Origin of the sequence: Escherichia sp. MOD1-EC6842, from assembly GCF_002965705.1 — a bacterium.
Classification (GTDB): Bacteria; Pseudomonadota; Gammaproteobacteria; order Enterobacterales; family Enterobacteriaceae; genus Escherichia; species Escherichia ruysiae.
This window is the reverse complement of record NZ_PTRF01000004.1, coordinates 218,632-236,275: the sequence shown is the minus strand read 5'-3', so window position 1 is coordinate 236,275 and position 17,644 is coordinate 218,632. Positions and strand designations below refer to the sequence as shown.

Genomic DNA, 17,644 nt, shown 5'->3' with positions numbered 1-17,644 from the left:
GCGTTCTCCTCTATAAAGCTTGCAGCAAGCTGGCTAACTCTCGATTGATCACCTGCTGGTTAAAATCATTTTCGACTTTTTCGCGAGCACGTTTGACAACCGGAGCCAGTTCGTCGGTATCCAGTTGGCTAAACGCCGCCAGCCGTTGCGCCAGTGCGCGAGCATCGTTCTCAGGCACCAGCCAACCCGATTTATCGGCCTCCACCAGTTCCGGAATGCCGCTATGCAGAGTAGAAACGACCGGAATGCCGACCGCCATCGCTTCCATCAATGCCACGGGTATCCCTTCCATATCGCCATCCGCGCCCGTGACTGAAGGCAGCAGAAAGACATCCGCGTCGTCGAGCATCGCCTTAACTTCGTGGCTCGGTTTAAAGCCTGGCATCTCCACCACATCTTCCAGTTGATACTGTTCGATGAGCGTGCGTAAACGCCGCTCCCACGGGCCGATGCCGAGAATGCGATAGCGAAATGCCACGCCCTGCTCTTTGAGCTGACGGCAGGCTTCGATCGCCACATGCAGGCCTTTTTTCTCGGTTAAACGAGCAACGGAAATAATCTCTAGCGGTGTTCCTGGCATTTTAACCGGACGAGGGCTAAAGCGATTCATGTCCACCCCCATGCGCGATACAGCGATTTTTTCCGTCGGGCAGCCCATCTTTTGCAATCTCCCTGCCCACAGATCGCTTATTGGCAACATCAGGTCGCCACGGCGAAACAGTTGTTGATATTCGGGAGTGTAATGATTGAGCACTTCCCGACTGGAGATATCAATACCATGGAAAATGGTAGCGATTTTGCCGCGAATGACACCCAGTTCGCGTAATTTTGCTGCGGTTACCCCCGCAGGGCCAAAATGAGCGATGAACACATCGGCATGAAACGGTGTTGCGACCTGGCCGCAAATGGCAGACAAAATCAGGTTCCGCGACTCGGCACCATAGCGTTTGAGGTTAAGCGCCTGCCAGGTATTTTTACGATGAATGCCGCGTAAGGTCTGGCTGGCACGGTGGCGCAGTTTCGCTACTTTGCCTTGTGGTTCGTCCTGCAACCAGCGGGTTCTGGCGGCAAGGTTATATTTCGTCCATGCCGCGTGGGTATTCTGGGTGTCACCTTTTTGTAGCGCGACAATCTCCACCTCAAAGCCCATATCAATAAACGCGGTAATTTGGTTGAGGACGAAGGTTTCCGACGACAGCGGAAATTTCAGTAAAAAGAAGCCGACCTTCATTTCACCTCCCCGATGCGTTCCAGCACTGACTGCACCATCTGCATTCCCGTCTGACGTTCGCGACTGACGGCTTCGTTAAGTCGTGCGTTCAGCGCCGGAAGCTGGCCTAAGGTATCCGCAACCATCGCTTGCAGGCTGCCGTCTAATAAATGACGGATATCAATTGCCATCTCTGGCAGTCCCAACTGCTGCATAATCCCGGCGGATTTATGTTCGTAGTTGATGGCAATTGCCGGAGTGGCAAAGTTCATCGAGATAATGGCAGAGTGCAGGCGCGTACCGACGGTGAGTTCACAGGCTCCCAGAATTTTGCCCATTTCCAGATCGTTAAGTTCATCCATCACTACGTGGTAACGGGCAGGATCGCTGATGTACTGGCGCAGATTGAGCGCCACCATACGGTCGTCTTTGTTATAGCTATCGATGCCCGTGCAGGTGGAGAGCGCAATCACCTGATAGCCTTCGTCGAGAATGCGATTGACCACCCCGGCAAAGGCTTTTTCATACGCTTGTTGAGTGGTGCCGAGACGTTTGTCGAACGGTGCCAGTTCGCGCAGGGTAATTGCCACCGCTTTCTGTTGTGCGGCAACGTCCAGCCAGTGTTGGACGGCATAGCTGGCGGTGAAATCTTCGGTGTGGTGATCGACCAGCCACGCGGTATCAACGCCATGTTCCACTTTTACGGTAGTGATATTACTGCGTTTCATCAAATCAAGGCTGACCGATTCGCGCAGGATCAGCGCGTCGCAGTGACCAAAAACGTAGTTCGCCAGTTGGTTAAATTGCTCATTCTGGAAGGGGCCAACACTGTGACCAATCATAAACAGCGGCTTTTTCGCCATAAATGTGCAAAGCGCGTGCTCAAACTGCGGCACGCCATAGAGATCGACAAAAAACGATCCGCCGACCTGAATAATGGCGTCGTAACCTGACAGCAGGCGCACGAAGTCAGTGAATCCCTGGGCGATGGCGATATTACGCAACTTGCCAGTGTCGGTGACGCGTGAGAGCAATACCTGATGCTGGTAGCGGCGACGGAGGACTTTTTTAACGCGCCCGACAACGCCCGCTGCGCTGTTGTGTTGTTTCATTTGCAGGAACAGCGGATCGCCCATCACTGGGCGATTAAGCAGCCAGGAAGAACTGACCGGATAACGACTCATCACGTCCACTTCGGCGTGTGGATTGAGGATGTTGATGGCATCAAGTAAGCCGCGCAGGATGGCACTGTCGCCGCGATTGCCACAAGTATGGTTGCCAAGAATAAGTAATTTCATTTTTTCCTCATAAATTTGATGCCAGGTGAGGCTGTATTTGTTGTTTTCATTACTGCTTTTTGCCTGATGCGACGCTAACGCGTCTTATCAGGCCTACAAAACCGAGTTCCTGAACCGTAGGCCAGATAAGGCGTTCACGCCGCATCCGGCAACCATTGCCGGAACCGAAAACAACACTTCACCCCGCCCGTAAAAGCATTTTCATTTTTTCGCTGCGACAAAACTGACGCTTCACTTCCACCACCAGCGGATGGCGCGACAACACAATCATCACCACAAACGCCAGTACGCCTGCGGTAATTTGCACCGCCAGCAACGTCGCCAGCGCCAGTTGCCCTTTCAGCAGCACGCCCAGCGCATAACTAACCACCAGCGTCGGAAGCGAGAGATAAAACGGTAGCCACAAACTCAGGATGTACTGGCGATAGCTGGAACCGAGCACCGGTTTAATCATCACGAAGTAGCTCAGAATGGTGTTGATAATCTGCACCAGCAGGAAGCCGAGCGTGACGCCGATTGCGCCCGCCATCTGCCCACCAATGATGATTGCCGGAATAAACAGAAATGTTTTGAATACGTTGAATTTAAAGCTGATATCCACCCGCGCTTTCGCCATCAGCAGCGAGCCAATCGGGTTACCCACCGAACGCAGCAGCCCCACCACACACAGCAATTGCAGCACCGGAATAATGCTGTTCCACTTCTCGCCAAAGACCAGCGGCACAAAATTATTCGACACTACCATCAGCCCCAGCAGCGCCGGGAAGTTGATAATCCCCACCACCGACAGCAGCTTGTAGAAGTTCACACGCAGCTTTTCGGTATCGTCCTGAATTTTGGCAAACGCTGGAAACAGCACACGGGTGATGATCGGGTTCAGCTTCATCGGCGGCACAACGGCCACGTTATAGGCCAGGTTGTAGCCCCCCGCCACGCCCGCGCCGAGAATACGCGCCAGCACCAGCGTCGAAAGGTTAGTATTGAGATAGTTGATGATGCTGTCCGCCGTCAGCCAGGCACCAAAGCGTAAGTTCGGTGCCACCGACGCCAGCGAGAAATGCAGACCGGGACGATAAATTTTGCGACCAAAGTAGCCAAACAGCAGCGTTCTCACCGCACTATTGACCAGATAACCGAGGATCGCGGTCATCGCCAGCGGCCAGAAATGGGCGCTAACCACCGTAAAAGTAAAGCCCGCCAGCACCGCGCTAGTTTCGATCATGCCGATTTTGTTGAACTCCAGCTCCTTTTGCATCAACGCGCGGAACTGTTGCCCGTGGGGGATCACCACAAACGCCAGCGACAATGTTTTAATCAACGGTGCCAGATCCGGATTATTCAGCACGTCGCCGATGACATCACTCAACAAAAACACTGCCACGCACACCACGATCCCCAGCCCGACGTTCAACCAGTACAGCGTAGTGAGTTCAAGATGGCTGATTTCTTTTCGCTGAATAATCGAGTTAGCGATACCGAAGTCAGAAAGCGTATCTGCCAGCGCGATAATCACCAGCGACACGGTAAGCAGGCCGAACTGGTGGTTATCGATAATCCGCGCCAGCACGGTCATCTGTACCAGCCCGAGGCTAATGATGATCACCGTGGCAATCGCCGACCACTTCGCGCCGCTGATGGTTTTTTCACGTAAGCTCATATCAATATGCCGCTTTGTTAACGAAGCCTTTGAATACCGTCAGGAAAACGATTTTGATATCGAACCAGACGCTCCATTCGCGGATGTACTCAAGGTCGAACTCGACGCGTTTTTCCATTTTCTCCAGCGTGTCGGTTTCGCCGCGCCAGCCGTTGATCTGCGCCCAACCGGTAATGCCCGGTTTCACTTTATGGCGCAGCATGTAGCCTTCAATAAGCTGGCGATACTGCTCGTTATGCGCCACTGCGTGCGGACGTGGACCGACAATCGACATCCCGCCGGTCAGCACATTGATAAACTGCGGCAATTCATCCAGCGAGGTGCGGCGCAGAAAGTTCCCCACCCTGGTGACGCGCGGATCGTTCTGCGTCGCCTGGGTCACCACGTTGTCGTTCTCCATCACTTTCATGGAGCGAAACTTCCACACTTTGATCGGCTTGCCGTCCATGCCGTAGCGAGTCTGGCGGAAAATAACCGGCCCCGGTGAACTGAGTTTCACCGCCAGCGCAATGCAGCACAGCACCGGGGAGATCAGCAGCAAGATCAGCGTTGCCAGCACAATATCTTCCGCACGTTTGAGCAGGCGGTTAACCCCGGAAAGCGGCGTGTCATACAGCGGCACCACCGGTACGCCGTTCATCTCTTCGATACGGGAATGGAGAATGTTGAAGGTAAAAACATCGGGGATCAGCAGCACCGAACAGGTGGTGTCCGCCAGTTGATGAACCAGTTTTTTCACTCGCGCGCCGTCGCACATCTGCATCGCGATATAGACGTTATGAATCTTGCCCGCTTTCGCATCCTCGACCAGCTGTTGCAGGTTACCCGCCCAGTCGTTAGAAACGCCGCCCGGTTTCGGGTCGTGGTAAACGCCCACCACTTCAAACCCTAACCACGGCTGATTACGGAAACTCTCCATCAGCATTTGTCCGGCAGCTAAATCCCCCGCCACCGCGACCATCCGCTTGTTATAGCCATGATTACGCAACCAGCCCGCACCAATACGAATGCACGAACGGCAAACCACCAGTCCGATGCTGGTCAGCGTATACCACGCTAGCCAGATTTTCAGTTGCGTGTCGAAATCATTGTTGAACGCCACCAGTCCGGCGCTGAAAATCACGCTTAACGTCCAGTTTTGTAGCAACAGGGCAAATTCTGTCGCTGCCCGAACACCGCGCCATGAGCGATAAAAATCGGTGATGCCGCCCAGCATCTGGAATACCACCAGCGTAATCAGCGCCACCAACAGGTGCATGTAGAGGAATGACAGTCCGCTGACTTCGCAAACCAGCCATAGTCCGGCAAACATGATGGTGATATCTGAAAAGCGTTGCACCATAGAGATTAACGATGCATTGGTTTTCGCTCGCTCGCGCTTTTTTAGATTTGTCATCGTTGTTCCTGTTCTATTGTCGCCTCACCCCGGCCCTCTCCCCAAAGGGGCGAGGGGAGAAGAAAGTTCCGTGCTCTCTTCTCTCCGCAGGCAGTAGAGCGTCAGGGGGAGGGGGAAAGTAATGACATTACTCGTTCAGCAACGTCAGCAGAGTTCGCGTTCGCGCTTCCATCAGCGGCACATCACCGCGCGATTCCACATTCAACCGCACCACCGGTTCGGTGTTGGAGGAGCGCAGGTTGAAGCGCCAGTCGGCAAAGGTCATGCTGATGCCATCGGTGCGATCCACCGCCAGCGCCTCGCGGCTAAAATGCTGTTCGACGCGATTAATCGCCTCAACGGGTTGCGCCAGTTTGCTGTTGATTTCACCGCTTGCCGGGAATGCCGCCATCCGGTCGCGCACCAGTTCGCCCAGCGTTTTTCCTTTCAGACACACCAGTTCGGCGACCAGCAGCCACGGGATCATGCCGCTGTCACAGTAAGCGAAATCACGGAAGTAATGGTGCGCGCTCATTTCGCCGCCGTAGATGGCGTCTTCCTTGCGCATCCGTTCTTTAATAAAGGCGTGTCCGGTTTTCGACATTACCGGGGTGCCACCTGCGGCAGTCACCACATCAACGGTGTTCCAGGAGAGACGTGGATCGTGGATGATCTTCGCGCCGGGATTTTTTTCGAGGAATGCTTCTGCCAGCAGGCCGACAATGTAATAGCCCTCGATAAACTGCCCTTTTTCGTCAAACAGGAAACAGCGGTCAAAATCGCCATCAAAGGCAATGCCCATATCCGCGCCGTGTTTGATGACCGCATTGCGGGTGTCGTCGCGACATTCCGGCAGCAGCGGGTTAGGAATACCGTTGGGGAAATTGCCGTCCGGCGTGTTGTGCACTTTGATCAATTCCACAGGCGCACCGAGGGCTTTAAAGCGGGCTTCGATAGCGTCCACCACCGGACCCGCTGCGCCGTTCCCGGAGTTGATCACCAGCTTGAGCGGCGTGAGGTTTTTGACATTGATATAACCGAACAGGTGATCAACGTAAGCGTCACGCAGGGTAATTTGCTGATAGCGACCACGTTTTGTTTCATCAACGCGAGGAAAGTCGTTGGCTTCTGCCAGACGCTGGACGTCGCGCAGTCCGGTATCACCGCTGATCGGGCGAGCCCCCTCGCGCACCAGCTTCATACCGTTATAATCCATCGGGTTATGGCTGGCGGTAACTTCAATGCCGCCATCCACGCCGAGATGGAACGTGGCGAAATAGATCTCTTCAGTGCCGGACATGCCGATATCCAGCACATCGACGCCCGCATCCTGTAACCCCTTCGCCAGCGCCAGTTTTAAGGTTTCGCTGGTGAGGCGGACATCACCGCCTAACACGATGGTTTTCGGTTTAAGAAATTCGCCATAGGCGCGACCAATGCGCCAGGCGATATCTTCATTCAGTTCTTCGCCTAATTTTCCGCGAATATCATAGGCTTTAAAGCAAGTTAATTTTTTCATGTCGTTACCCTTTTTCAGGCAATAGTTGACCCTGACCGAAGCGGCCAATTTTGTTTTTGTCGTTATTTACATCGCGGTTCGGCATTCATTGCCTGATGCGACGCTGCCGCGTCTTATCAGGCCTACAAATCCGAACCGTAGGTCGGATAAGACGTTTACACCCGTCCGTAGCGATCCGCAAAGCGCACCACATCATCCTCTTCGAGATAAGAGCCGGAGCGCACTTCAATTAAATCGAGCGGAATTTTCCCCGGGTTTTCCAGGCAGTGCGTCGCCCCCAGCGGAATATAAATAGACTCGTTTTCGCCAAGCAGTTTGATATCACCGTCAATGGTGACTTTTGCCGTTCCCGCGACAACCACCCAGTGTTCCGCGCGGTGATGGTGCATCTGTACCGACAAGCCCTCACCGGGTTTCACGGTGATGCGTTTTACCTGGTAGCGGTCGCCTGCGTCGATAGAGTCATATTTGCCCCACGGGCGATACACTTCGCGATGTACCCGATGCTCATGGCGGCCATCGGCTTTGATTTGCTCGACCACTTTTTTCACATCCTGCACCGCGTTACGGTCGGCAATCAGCACCGCATCTTTGGTCTGCACTACCACCAGATCTTTCACCCCGACGGTGGTGACCAGGCCAGATTCGGCATACACGTAGCTGTTTTCAGTTTTGTGATTAATCACATCGCCGTGGCAAACGTTGCCCTCGGCGGTGTGGGCGCTGATCTCCCATAATGAAGACCAGGAGCCGACATCGCTCCAGCCCGCATCCATCGGCACCACAACGGCGTCTGCCGTGCGTTCCATGACCGCGTAATCCACCGACTCTTCCGGGCAGGCGAGAAACGCTTCTTCATCCACCCGTATAAAATCGAGATCCGGATCGATGGCGCTCATCGCTTTTTCACAGGCATCGAGAATATCCGGGCGATATTTTTTCAGTTCTTCGAGATAACGTCCGGCGCGGAACAGGAACATGCCGCTGTTCCAGTAATATTCGCCGCTTGCCACATAGGCCTGCGCGGTTTCCAGATTCGGTTTTTCGACAAACTGCGCCACTTCAAAGGCCACCGTATCCTGCTCACCCGCCGATACTTCACCGCGACGAATATAGCCATATCCGGTTTCAGGTAGATCCGGCACAATGCCGAAAGTCACCAGTTTGCCTGCTTCAGCATACGGCATGGCGTTACGCACGGCGGCGCGGAACGCGTCTTCATCGGCAATCACATGATCCGCCGCCAATACCAGCATTAACGGGTCGCTCTCCGGGCTATGACGTTTTGCCGCCAGCGCCGCTAGCGCAATGGCCGGTGCAGTGTTACGCCCTGCCGGTTCGAGAATAATGTTCTCGGTAAGTTTGTTCAGTTGACGCAGCTGCTCCGCAACAATAAAGCGGTGCTGCTCATTGCAAATCACCACCGGGCTTTCGCACTCCACGCCGTTCAGGCGGCAGATGGTGGTTTGCAGCATGGTGAGATCGCCTTTCAGGCATAAAAACTGCTTGGGATAAAGCACGCGGGAAAGCGGCCATAAGCGGCTACCGGAGCCACCTGCCATCACGACTGGATAGAGTTTCGACTGTGCCATAATTATCCCCGAATATCATTTATAAATTGACGTAACACGTTCTCTTTATCGAGCGTGCGTTCGGCATATTCACGTGCCACCGTGTTGTGTTTGGGCAGCAGGAGCGCCTGACAAATCCCCGTCACCAGCGCCTCGACCGATTCCGGTTCTACGCAAACCGCAATTCCCGGAAAGGTTTCGCAAAGCTGCCCCAGTTCTGTATGGGCTTCTGCGGTAATCACCGCGTTACCGCCTACCGCCAGAATATTGGTCAGTTTCGACGGCAATACGGCATCTGCCGCGCCGCGTTTTTGCACTACCAGATGGCAATCGCCCATCTTCAGCAGTGCGGGTAAAGCGTCATACGATTGCAGCGGGAAAAACTGCAAATTGGTCAGTCCACGCTGCTGCGCCATTTTTTCCAGCCGCGCTTTGCCGCCGCCCTGCCCGACAATGGCAAAAATCAGCGGTTCATCGCGCAGGCGATCGGCAGCTTCAATAACGTTTTCCAGCCCCTGCTTTTCACCAATATTGCCGGAGTAAAGAATGATTTTTTTGTTATCCGGCAGGCCAAGCTGGTTACGAAGGGCGTCAACATCAGCCTCTGCGACATGCTGAAAACGGGCGATTTCCGACCAGTTGGGGAAGAAGATGACCTTTTCCGCCGCCACGCCTTTTTCGACAGCTTTATTCATCATTGAGCGCGAAATGGTGGAAACGTTATCGACGTTATGCAATCCGCTACGTTCGAACGCCGTTGCCAGTTGTGCCACTTTGCCTTTTCCGGCAAGACCCAGTCCCAGCATGGCATCCACTTCGTAATCCTGAATATGCAGCACCGTGCGCGCGCCAGAGAGTTTCGCCAGCAGGCGCATTCCCGGTGTGCAAAACAGCGTTGGCACCACGCCGATAATGCGATCCGGCTTCCAGCAACGTTGCGCCATCAGCGGGAAAAAACTGCTGACGGCAAAACTGCCGAGATGCAACAGGCGTTTCAGGGTGCTCGGCTGTTTTGGCACATACAGCGGGCAGCGCCACACCGTAGCCACGCCCTCTTCTCGTTTGTAACGCCAGGCAGAATAGTTCTCCCCCACCTGCCACTGCGGGTAGTAAGGCGGTGCGGTAATGACCCGCACCTCGTGACCTTGCGCCGCCAGCCATTCGACCATCTCGCCGGTGTATTTGCCGATACCGGTTAACTCCGGCGAGTAGTTAATGCCGTAGACCAGTATTTTCATAATCCGGGTACTCCGGCACGCTTCTCAGCGAGAAAATAGGCGCGGCTGTTAGCGTGAACTTCGTCACTGGCGAGCAACGCGTCCGGCGTCAACCAGAGGTAATCGTCATGCTGCTCATCCGGCAGTAACAGCTCTTCTTCCGCTACCCTGAAGCGAAAACCGAGCACCACATAGTGAGTGGTGAAATCCGTGCCAGAGAAGTTATCGTCATAAAAGTGCTGCCAGACGCCGTAAAACTGGCCTGCTGTTATCGGCAGACGCAGCCCCAGTTCCGCCATCGTCAGCCGCTCAAATGCGGCTTCCAGCGTTTCGTCTTTCTGCACGCGCCCTCCCGGCACAAACCAGTAACCCTGCGCCGGGCGGTTGGTTCTTTTGCCAAGCAGAAACTCGCCGCGACTGTTCTCGACAATAAAGTCGAGAGAGACAAGCGGTGTGGAGCGCACTACCGTGGCAAAGTCTTCCTGACGTAAAAACATCATTACCCCCGAAAGCGGTCTTGATTCTCAAGGAACCACTGGTAAGTGCTGGCAAGCCCCGCTTCCAGTGAGATTTCGTGATACCAGCCAAGCTGATGCAGGCGCGTCACATCCAGCAGTTTGCGCGGCGTACCGTCCGGTTTGCTGGCATCAAAAACCACCCGACCTTTGTAACCCACCACTTTGGCGATGGTTTGCGCCAGTTCGCGGATAGTGCAGTCAACGCCCGTGCCGACGTTAATGTGCGACAACATCGGCTGGGTGTTTTCCAGCCAGACTTCGTGCGCCAGCTCCATGACATGAATGCTCGCCGCCGCCATATCATCGACGTGCAGAAATTCTCGCATCGGTGTACCGCTGCCCCACACCACCACGTCCGGTGCATTCTGTGCCGTCGCCTCGTGGAAGCGACGCAGCAATGCTGGGATCACATGCGAATTACTCGGGTGGAAGTTGTCATGCGGCCCGTACAGGTTGGTCGGCATGACCGAGCGGTAATCGCGTCCATACTGGCGGTTGTAAGATTCGCACAGTTTGATCCCGGCGATTTTGGCAATGGCGTAAGGCTCGTTGGTCGGCTCCAGCGTACCCTGCAATAACTCGCTTTCTGCCATCGGCTGTTTTGCCAGTTTCGGGTAGATGCAGGACGATCCAAGAAACAGCAGTTTGTTCACGTCGTTCTGATGCGCGGCGTGAATGATGTTGCTCTCAATCATCATGTTCTGGTAGATGAAATCCGCCGGATACGTGTTGTTGGCGACAATGCCGCCCACTTTCGCCGCCGCCAGATAGACCTGGTCAATACGTTCGCTGGCAAAGAAACCATGCACGGCGCGGCTGTCCAGCAGGTTCAGCTCGTCGCGGGTGCGTAATACCAGTTCCACATCACCGCGCTGTTCGAGCTGCCGCCTGATGGCGGAACCGACCATCCCGCGATGGCCAGCGATAAAAATGCGTTGTTTACTCATGCTTATGACTCCAGCGCAATCGCCACGTCGTAGCCGTGAGATTTCAGCAGAGAGTGTTTTTTCGCCGCTTCGAGGTCATTAGCCACCATTTCAGACACCATCTCTCTGAGGGTGATTTCTGGTTTCCAGCCCAGCTTTTCGTGCGCTTTGGTCGGGTCGCCGAGCAGCGTTTCAACTTCAGCCGGACGGAAGTAGCGTGGGTCAACGGCGATAATCACATCGCCCGGTTTAACGCCCGGCGCGTCATGCCCGGTGACGGAAACCACAATGCCCTTCTCTTCAACGCCCGTGCCTTCAAAGCGCAGTTTGATACCCAACTGTGCCGCCGCCATTTCCACGAACTGACGCACGGAGTACTGAACGCCGGTAGCAATTACGAAATCTTCCGGTTGTTCCTGTTGCAGCATCATCCACTGCATTTTTACGTAGTCTTTGGCATGGCCCCAGTCACGCAGGGAATCCATATTGCCGAGGTACAGGCACGACTCCAGCCCCTGGGCGATGTTGGCGATTGCGCGGGTGATTTTGCGGGTGACGAAGGTTTCGCCACGGCGCGGAGATTCATGGTTAAACAGAATGCCGTTGCAGGCGTACATGCCGTAGGATTCACGGTAGTTAACGGTGATCCAGTAGGCGTACAGTTTGGCGACCGCATACGGAGATCGCGGGTAGAACGGCGTGGTCTCTTTCTGCGGGATTTCCTGCACCAGACCGTAAAGTTCAGAAGTGGAGGCTTGATAGAAACGGGTTTTCTTTTCCAGACCGAGAAAACGGATCGCCTCCAGCAGACGCAGCGTGCCCATCGCATCAACGTCTGCGGTATATTCCGGTGACTCAAAAGAAACCGCAACGTGGCTCATTGCGCCCAGGTTGTATACTTCGTCCGGCTGCACTTCACGCAAAATACGCGTCAGGTTGGAAGTATCACTCAGGTCGCCATAATGCAGATGGAATTTCGGGTTGCAGGTGTGCGGATCCTGATAAATGTGATCCACGCGCTCGGTGTTGAATGACGATGCACGACGCTTAATGCCATGCACCTCGTAACCTTTCTCCAGCAGCAATTCTGCCAGGTAAGAACCATCCTGTCCGGTTACACCGGTGATGAGAGCGACTTTTGACATGTCTTATTCCTCTGTATTTTTTGAATTTATTCAGTTTCAACGCGTTCGCGTATCACCACTGCGGGGTTCCCCCGGCAAATGGCATTTGCCGGAAGCGATTTAAAAACACTGCTTCGCGCACCCACGACGGTGCCATCGCCGATCGTGACGCCAGGGGCAACAAAGACATCGGTTGCCAGCCAGCATTTCTCACCAATCACAATGGGCGTGGCGTTAATGGTGAAATGACTACTTGCATGGTCGTGGCTACCGGTGCATAAATAACTTTTTTGCGATATCACCGAATTTGCGCCAATGGTTATTTCACCGAGGGTATATAAATTGACCTCATCGCCGACCCACGCGTAATCACCTAAGGTTAATTTCCACGGATAGGTAATTTTTACTGACGGACGAATAACTACGTTTTTTCCTATTTTTGCGCCGAATAAACGTAATAAAAATGCCCGCCAGCGATACAATACTTGTGGCGACCAGGCAAATATTGTTGCCTGTACTGCCCACCACAATTGCACTTTAATAGCGTTGCCGCCCCGGAACCCTTTCGGCACCGAGAAACCACTTAAATCTTGCATCGTTTTCCCTTATATTCAGCTTTTGTTATATAAGGCTTTCGTCTTTGAGGTAGTACGTTGGCGTAAATGCCAGGATAATTCTGCCCAGAAGCCAGGTACATGTAATATTTGCCGTTGGACTTTTTTCGCGTCTGCACACAATTCCATATTATTAGTGGTAGATACCCCACCCATAGAAAATTCAGACACCAGACCATTGAGTTTTTTAAATGCATAACCGGCTTTATACATTTTGGCTGCCAGGGCATAATCGGAAGAAACTTTATATTCCAGGTCATAACGCCATTTTTTCAAACCGGATACCGGGAAAAATATCGCCTGATGACTGGCGGGCAGGCTGTGATAAATATACCAGCCCGGTTTGGCGCTACGTTTAATTTTATGCCCGTCGCCAAAATCCAGCAGCGCATCGCCGGTGATCATCACGTTATCTTTTTGCATTTTTAACTTACGGACAAAAATTGCGGCATCCTGATGAAAAATATCGCCCGAGTTGAGAAACAACGCGAACTTGCCTTGTGCCATCGCAATGCCCTTGTTCATGGCGTCGTAGATACCGTTATCTGGCTCGCTGACAAAGCGTAGGTTATAGATACCATTGAGGTTTTCCAGATACTCACGGGTGCCGTCGTTGGAACCGCCATCGACAACAATCCATTCGAAGCTGATATCGTCAGCCTGCGCCAGATGCGCCAGCGAGGCATGTGTTTTGACTATCCCTTCGAGGTTACGAAACGCGACAGTGATTATGCTAAGCAACATGTTCTTATTCTTACCTCGTAATATTTAACGCTTTTCGCAAAATAAACGGACAGACGATTAAAAAAGCATATTCCGGGCTAAATATCGAACCGGTAAAAAACAGCGATACCGGCGTAAAAAGATAAAGCTGCACGCGAAAATTACGATTATCGCCAAAAGCGTTGAGCATCATTTTTATCACTTTCCCCATGTACCACAGAGATAAAAACACCGCGAACCAGGAAAAATAAATAATCAGCAGATACAAACCATTGTCTATGGTTTTTCCGACATCCGCACCGTTAAATATTCCGAATGATGCGACATATTCATAAAGTGAGCCAAATCTGACTACACCGTCAATATGGGTCAAAGAATAACCGACCATCACCAGCGGACCGACAATACGATAATACGATGACGACCCTTCTGTGCCTAAATCTCCCAGACGGGTGGAAATATAAGGAAACGCGATTACCACACCAATCAGGAATACAGCCAGAGAAATCAATGCTAACGGTAACTTTTTCTTAATCGCTTCTTTATTCAGATACTGAAATGCCCACTCCAGCAAATAAAACAGGATAAAGGTCATAACACCTGAAAACGATCCGGATAATATTATTCCTGCGAGAATCATAGCATCAGTTTTAGGCGTTTTGATACCAAACTGTTTGATACTGAGCCAAATTGAGATTAACGCCAGAGCGAAAAATGCTGGTTCGAAATAAAGTGCCGTAGTTCGCTTACCGCCGAATTTAATGAAATTCAGTACATAGCTGTTGCTGTAAATCAGATATTTCGAAATCGACTCCATAATACTGCTGCCGCCGGTGAGAATAATTTGCGCCATCTCCACCGCCGCCAGCGCCACCACCAGCCCAACCACCAGATAAAAGAAACGTAATATCTTGCGATGGTTGTGTGGCGAAATCGTTTTAAAGCGAATGCTCCACACCATGCCAATAATGATCACAATATAGACAAATAGCATGGTTGAAGTGACGTATTTACTGGCATCCAAAGACTGACCAAACAAATAGTTAAACGCCGTGAGCCCCGCGCCAATCCCTAACGCTATCATCAATTTTTTAACGCTGATGCGCTCTAAAAACAGCAGTAATAAGACAGGCAAAAAAGTGACGATGGTGATGGGGAAACTTTCGCCAAGCTGGGCGATTTTAACGTTAACCAGCAGGTAGATCAGCGGCAGCAGCAGGTAGCTACAGATTCTGATAGAAGTTGACATACTCCTCCAGCATCTGTTGTCCACTGTAGGCGGCGCGGCTGCGCTGGCTGAACTCAGCCAGGGTGGTACCAAATATCGCCTGTGCGATTTCCGGTTTGCTTAACTGCACCAGTTGCAGCACATCTTCTTCGCTGACGGTTTTACCACCGGATTTTTGCAGCACTTCCCGCGCCGCATCGCTATGGGTGGCGATCACCGGCACGCCAATCGATAGCGCCTCACACAAAATCAGCGGGTAGTTATCGACACGAGAACTGAACACCAGCGCATCCATTTGATTGAGCGCGCTCATCAGCTTACGTTTGTCGGTTTCAAAGCCGTGATTGACCACATTACCAGCGGTGAACGGCGAGAACTTACCGAAGGTATGCAGTTCGATTTTGTCGCCCAGCGCCATCATCTCACGCACCAGTTGCTGGTTAGTTTTGCCGTCGTAACGCAGGTCATGCGCCACCACCGCGATTTTCGGCTTGCCCTGGGTTTCGCGCACCGGAGGCAAATCCGCCAGAATCGCTTCGGTTGCCATATCAATACCGTTATTGATAATCCGGCAACGCCCTGGACCGTACAGGCTATTGAAAGCGTCAGCCACATGCTGGCTGGGGGAAATAAACTGACAGCCCAGCGCCAGCATCTCGCGGAACAACTGGCGTTTACCCGCCACCAGCTGGTGTGCGCGATCAATCTTCACCGGTGGATAGTTATTTAAGGTCGGGCATTTCTGGCAGCCCGTTTTCCAGCCTTCGCAACCGTCGGTAAAGGCGCAGCGCCCGGTAACGCTCCAGTGGTCGTGCAGCGTCCAGACCAGAGTGATGTCTGGTTTGTGGTTTTTCACTTTTTCGCAAAAGCGCACCACGCTGTTAAGATTCAACCAGTAGCTGTGCAACACATGAAAATGCAGGACTACCGGCCCCGAAGTGCGGGTTATGGAACGATACAACTCATTGAAATTGCCAAACAGATCGCGATTAAACAGACGAAACAGCGCGATGTTCGCCATCGCGGTCATCCGAGGCGTATGTTTGATGACCTGCGGATAGTTCTGATGGCTGACGCTCTCTTTGCCGCCTTTGCCGTAGCCGTAGACAAAATGTGACGCCAGCCCCTGTTGCAGCGCACGCTGGTGGAGATCTAACGCCACACCTGCCGCCCCGCCTTCCGCCAGTCGCACATTAAATTGCAGAATATTCATTTAATTACCTTCACTCGCGCTTTTTCTCCCACCACCAGCGCGTTGTCCGGGACAGAGTCGAGTACCACGCTGCCCGCGCCCACGGTGACGTTGTTACCAAGCGTGATATCACCCAGAATAATGACGTTGGCACCAAGTTCGACGCCATTGCCAATGTGTGGACATGCCATGTTATCGGCGCCACGATTGCCGATAGTGACGCCGTGGCGAATGGTGAAATCATCCCCCGCGACCACGTTTTTATTGATCACTACGGCGTAACCGTGATGGATAGTAAAACGGCGGCCAATGGTCGCGGCGGCCTGGATTTCATAACCGAAAAAGCATTCAGTGATAATGCGATACAGCACCAGCAGCGGAGCCGCCCACAGATTATTGAGGGCGTTCTTTTTGCGCCACACCGAGCAAAAATGGGCGACACGATAGGCGAGAACCATGCAGCACGGGCGTAAACTCCAGCTGTTGGCGCGCAGATCTTCCAGCATCCTTAACGCCCCCGTATTCCATCAGCCAGACGTTTGCCGTTACGCACCGACAGTAGCGTCAACAAAGTCCGCCAGGTCATGCGTTTATTGCGGATCTGGTAGAGGGTAAACAGCTGATATTTTTTGCTGGCGCGGTCAAATTTGTCTTTGTGCTTGCGGTAAAAGTGGAAGTATCCGGAGAATTTTTTCGGTGACGAGGTGATCTGCATTTCACCGTGATTGATATGCAGGATCTGCGTCGCTTCTTCCACTTTCCACGGTTCGCCATACTCCACCACCATCCGCAGGAAGATGTCGTAATCCTGTGCCGCTTTCAGTTCGGTATCGAACAAACACTCTTTGAAACGCCACGCCCAGGTAAAGACCTGATTGCCAATGATATTGCGTTTATAGAACAGGCGGCGTGAATACGGCGATTTGGGATACAGTGGCAAACTTGCCGGTTGGGAATAGACTTCGCCCTGGCAAACGTAATCGTTAGCGTACAAAAAGGCGTGAGTGACCAGTTGCTGTTTATGGGCGAGGAAGACGCTCAGGCGGTTGGGCGTCCATTCATCATCGTCATCGATCCCGGTAATGTATTCCCCTTGCGCCAGCATAATAGCCTGGTTACGTACCGCGCACGCCCCGCTGTTAATGTCGTTGTGAATGTAGGTAATACGCGGATCGTTGAGGGCGGTGACGTACTGTTGCAGTTGTTCCCAGGAGGTGGAGCAATCATCCACGATGATCATCTCCCAGTTACTGTAGTCCTGGCGCAGGACCGATTTTATCGCCCGAATCGCCAGTTGTTGGCGGTTCCAGGTCGGCATATAGATTGAGATCAGCGGATTTTCTTTCATAGGTTGTTCTCCCGACTTATGAGCTGGTTTGCTTGCCGGATGCGGCGTGAACGCCTTATCCGGCCTACGGGGCGATGCGAATGCAGTGAACGTAGGTCGGATAAGATGCGTCAGCATCGCATCC

The 17,644-nt window shown here is 52.9% G+C and carries 16 protein-coding genes; all 16 read right to left on the bottom strand.

Annotated elements, in window-relative coordinates; genetic code table 11:
- Positions 1 to 10: 10 nt before the first annotated feature.
- The 16 genes from wcaL to wcaA all read right to left on the bottom strand — a co-directional run bounded on the left by wcaL (position 11) and on the right by wcaA (position 17,520).
- Positions 11 to 1,231, bottom strand: coding sequence for a colanic acid biosynthesis glycosyltransferase WcaL (gene wcaL / locus A7Z29_RS06925; protein WP_105289995.1), 1,221 nt, complete (start codon positions 1,229 to 1,231; stop codon positions 11 to 13).
- Positions 1,228 to 2,508, bottom strand: coding sequence for a colanic acid biosynthesis pyruvyl transferase WcaK (wcaK, locus tag A7Z29_RS06920; protein WP_105289994.1), 1,281 nt, complete (start codon positions 2,506 to 2,508; stop codon positions 1,228 to 1,230). The genes wcaL and wcaK overlap by 4 nt, the downstream gene beginning before the upstream one ends.
- Positions 2,509 to 2,686: 178 nt before the next feature.
- A complete protein-coding gene (gene wzxC, locus A7Z29_RS06915; RefSeq protein ID WP_105289993.1) occupies positions 2,687 to 4,165 on the bottom strand; it encodes a colanic acid undecaprenyl disphosphate flippase WzxC in 1,479 nt (492 codons plus the stop codon).
- Between the two features lies 1 nt (position 4,166).
- Entirely contained in the window at positions 4,167 to 5,561 is a 1,395-nt protein-coding gene (gene wcaJ / locus A7Z29_RS06910) for an undecaprenyl-phosphate glucose phosphotransferase (protein WP_032225619.1), read from the bottom strand.
- A 127-nt stretch (positions 5,562 to 5,688) separates the two neighbouring features.
- Positions 5,689 to 7,059: a colanic acid biosynthesis phosphomannomutase CpsG gene (cpsG, locus tag A7Z29_RS06905; protein ID WP_105289992.1), complete on the bottom strand. Its 1,371-nt coding sequence runs from the start codon at positions 7,057 to 7,059 to the stop codon at positions 5,689 to 5,691.
- A 155-nt stretch (positions 7,060 to 7,214) separates the two neighbouring features.
- The gene (gene cpsB / locus A7Z29_RS06900; protein ID WP_000079280.1) at positions 7,215 to 8,651 is read right to left on the bottom strand and encodes a mannose-1-phosphate guanyltransferase; all 1,437 of its coding nucleotides are present in this window, start codon (positions 8,649 to 8,651) and stop codon (positions 7,215 to 7,217) included.
- A gap of 2 nt (positions 8,652 to 8,653) precedes the next feature.
- A complete protein-coding gene (gene wcaI / locus A7Z29_RS06895; protein ID WP_105289991.1) occupies positions 8,654 to 9,868 on the bottom strand; it encodes a colanic acid biosynthesis fucosyltransferase WcaI in 1,215 nt (404 codons plus the stop codon).
- Positions 9,865 to 10,344: a GDP-mannose mannosyl hydrolase gene (gene gmm / locus A7Z29_RS06890; RefSeq protein ID WP_105289990.1), complete on the bottom strand. Its 480-nt coding sequence runs from the start codon at positions 10,342 to 10,344 to the stop codon at positions 9,865 to 9,867. Before gmm ends, wcaI begins: the two co-directional genes overlap by 4 nt.
- A gap of 2 nt (positions 10,345 to 10,346) precedes the next feature.
- Positions 10,347 to 11,312: a GDP-L-fucose synthase gene (gene fcl, locus A7Z29_RS06885; RefSeq protein ID WP_105289989.1), complete on the bottom strand. Its 966-nt coding sequence runs from the start codon at positions 11,310 to 11,312 to the stop codon at positions 10,347 to 10,349.
- A 2-nt stretch (positions 11,313 to 11,314) separates the two neighbouring features.
- Complete coding sequence (gene gmd, locus A7Z29_RS06880; RefSeq protein WP_000048207.1) at positions 11,315 to 12,436, bottom strand: GDP-mannose 4,6-dehydratase; 1,122 nt, start codon at positions 12,434 to 12,436, stop codon at positions 11,315 to 11,317.
- Between the two features lie 26 nt (positions 12,437 to 12,462).
- Positions 12,463 to 13,011, bottom strand: coding sequence for a colanic acid biosynthesis acetyltransferase WcaF (gene wcaF / locus A7Z29_RS06875; RefSeq protein ID WP_001153565.1), 549 nt, complete (start codon positions 13,009 to 13,011; stop codon positions 12,463 to 12,465).
- Positions 13,012 to 13,026: 15 nt separating this feature from the next.
- Entirely contained in the window at positions 13,027 to 13,773 is a 747-nt protein-coding gene (wcaE, locus tag A7Z29_RS06870) for a colanic acid biosynthesis glycosyltransferase WcaE (RefSeq protein ID WP_000927036.1), read from the bottom strand.
- Positions 13,774 to 13,783: 10 nt separating this feature from the next.
- Positions 13,784 to 15,001, bottom strand: a complete 1,218-nt coding sequence (gene wcaD / locus A7Z29_RS06865) for a colanic acid polymerase WcaD (RefSeq protein WP_000107803.1) — start codon at positions 14,999 to 15,001, stop codon at positions 13,784 to 13,786.
- Positions 14,976 to 16,193 (bottom strand): colanic acid biosynthesis glycosyltransferase WcaC, encoded by a 1,218-nt coding sequence (gene wcaC, locus A7Z29_RS06860; protein ID WP_001023868.1) that lies wholly within the window; start codon positions 16,191 to 16,193, stop codon positions 14,976 to 14,978. The genes wcaD and wcaC overlap by 26 nt, the downstream gene beginning before the upstream one ends.
- Complete coding sequence (wcaB, locus tag A7Z29_RS06855) at positions 16,190 to 16,678, bottom strand: colanic acid biosynthesis acetyltransferase WcaB (RefSeq protein ID WP_000888726.1); 489 nt, start codon at positions 16,676 to 16,678, stop codon at positions 16,190 to 16,192. The genes wcaC and wcaB overlap by 4 nt, the downstream gene beginning before the upstream one ends.
- Positions 16,679 to 16,680: 2 nt before the next feature.
- A complete protein-coding gene (gene wcaA / locus A7Z29_RS06850; protein WP_000662438.1) occupies positions 16,681 to 17,520 on the bottom strand; it encodes a colanic acid biosynthesis glycosyltransferase WcaA in 840 nt (279 codons plus the stop codon).
- Positions 17,521 to 17,644 lie beyond the last annotated feature (124 nt).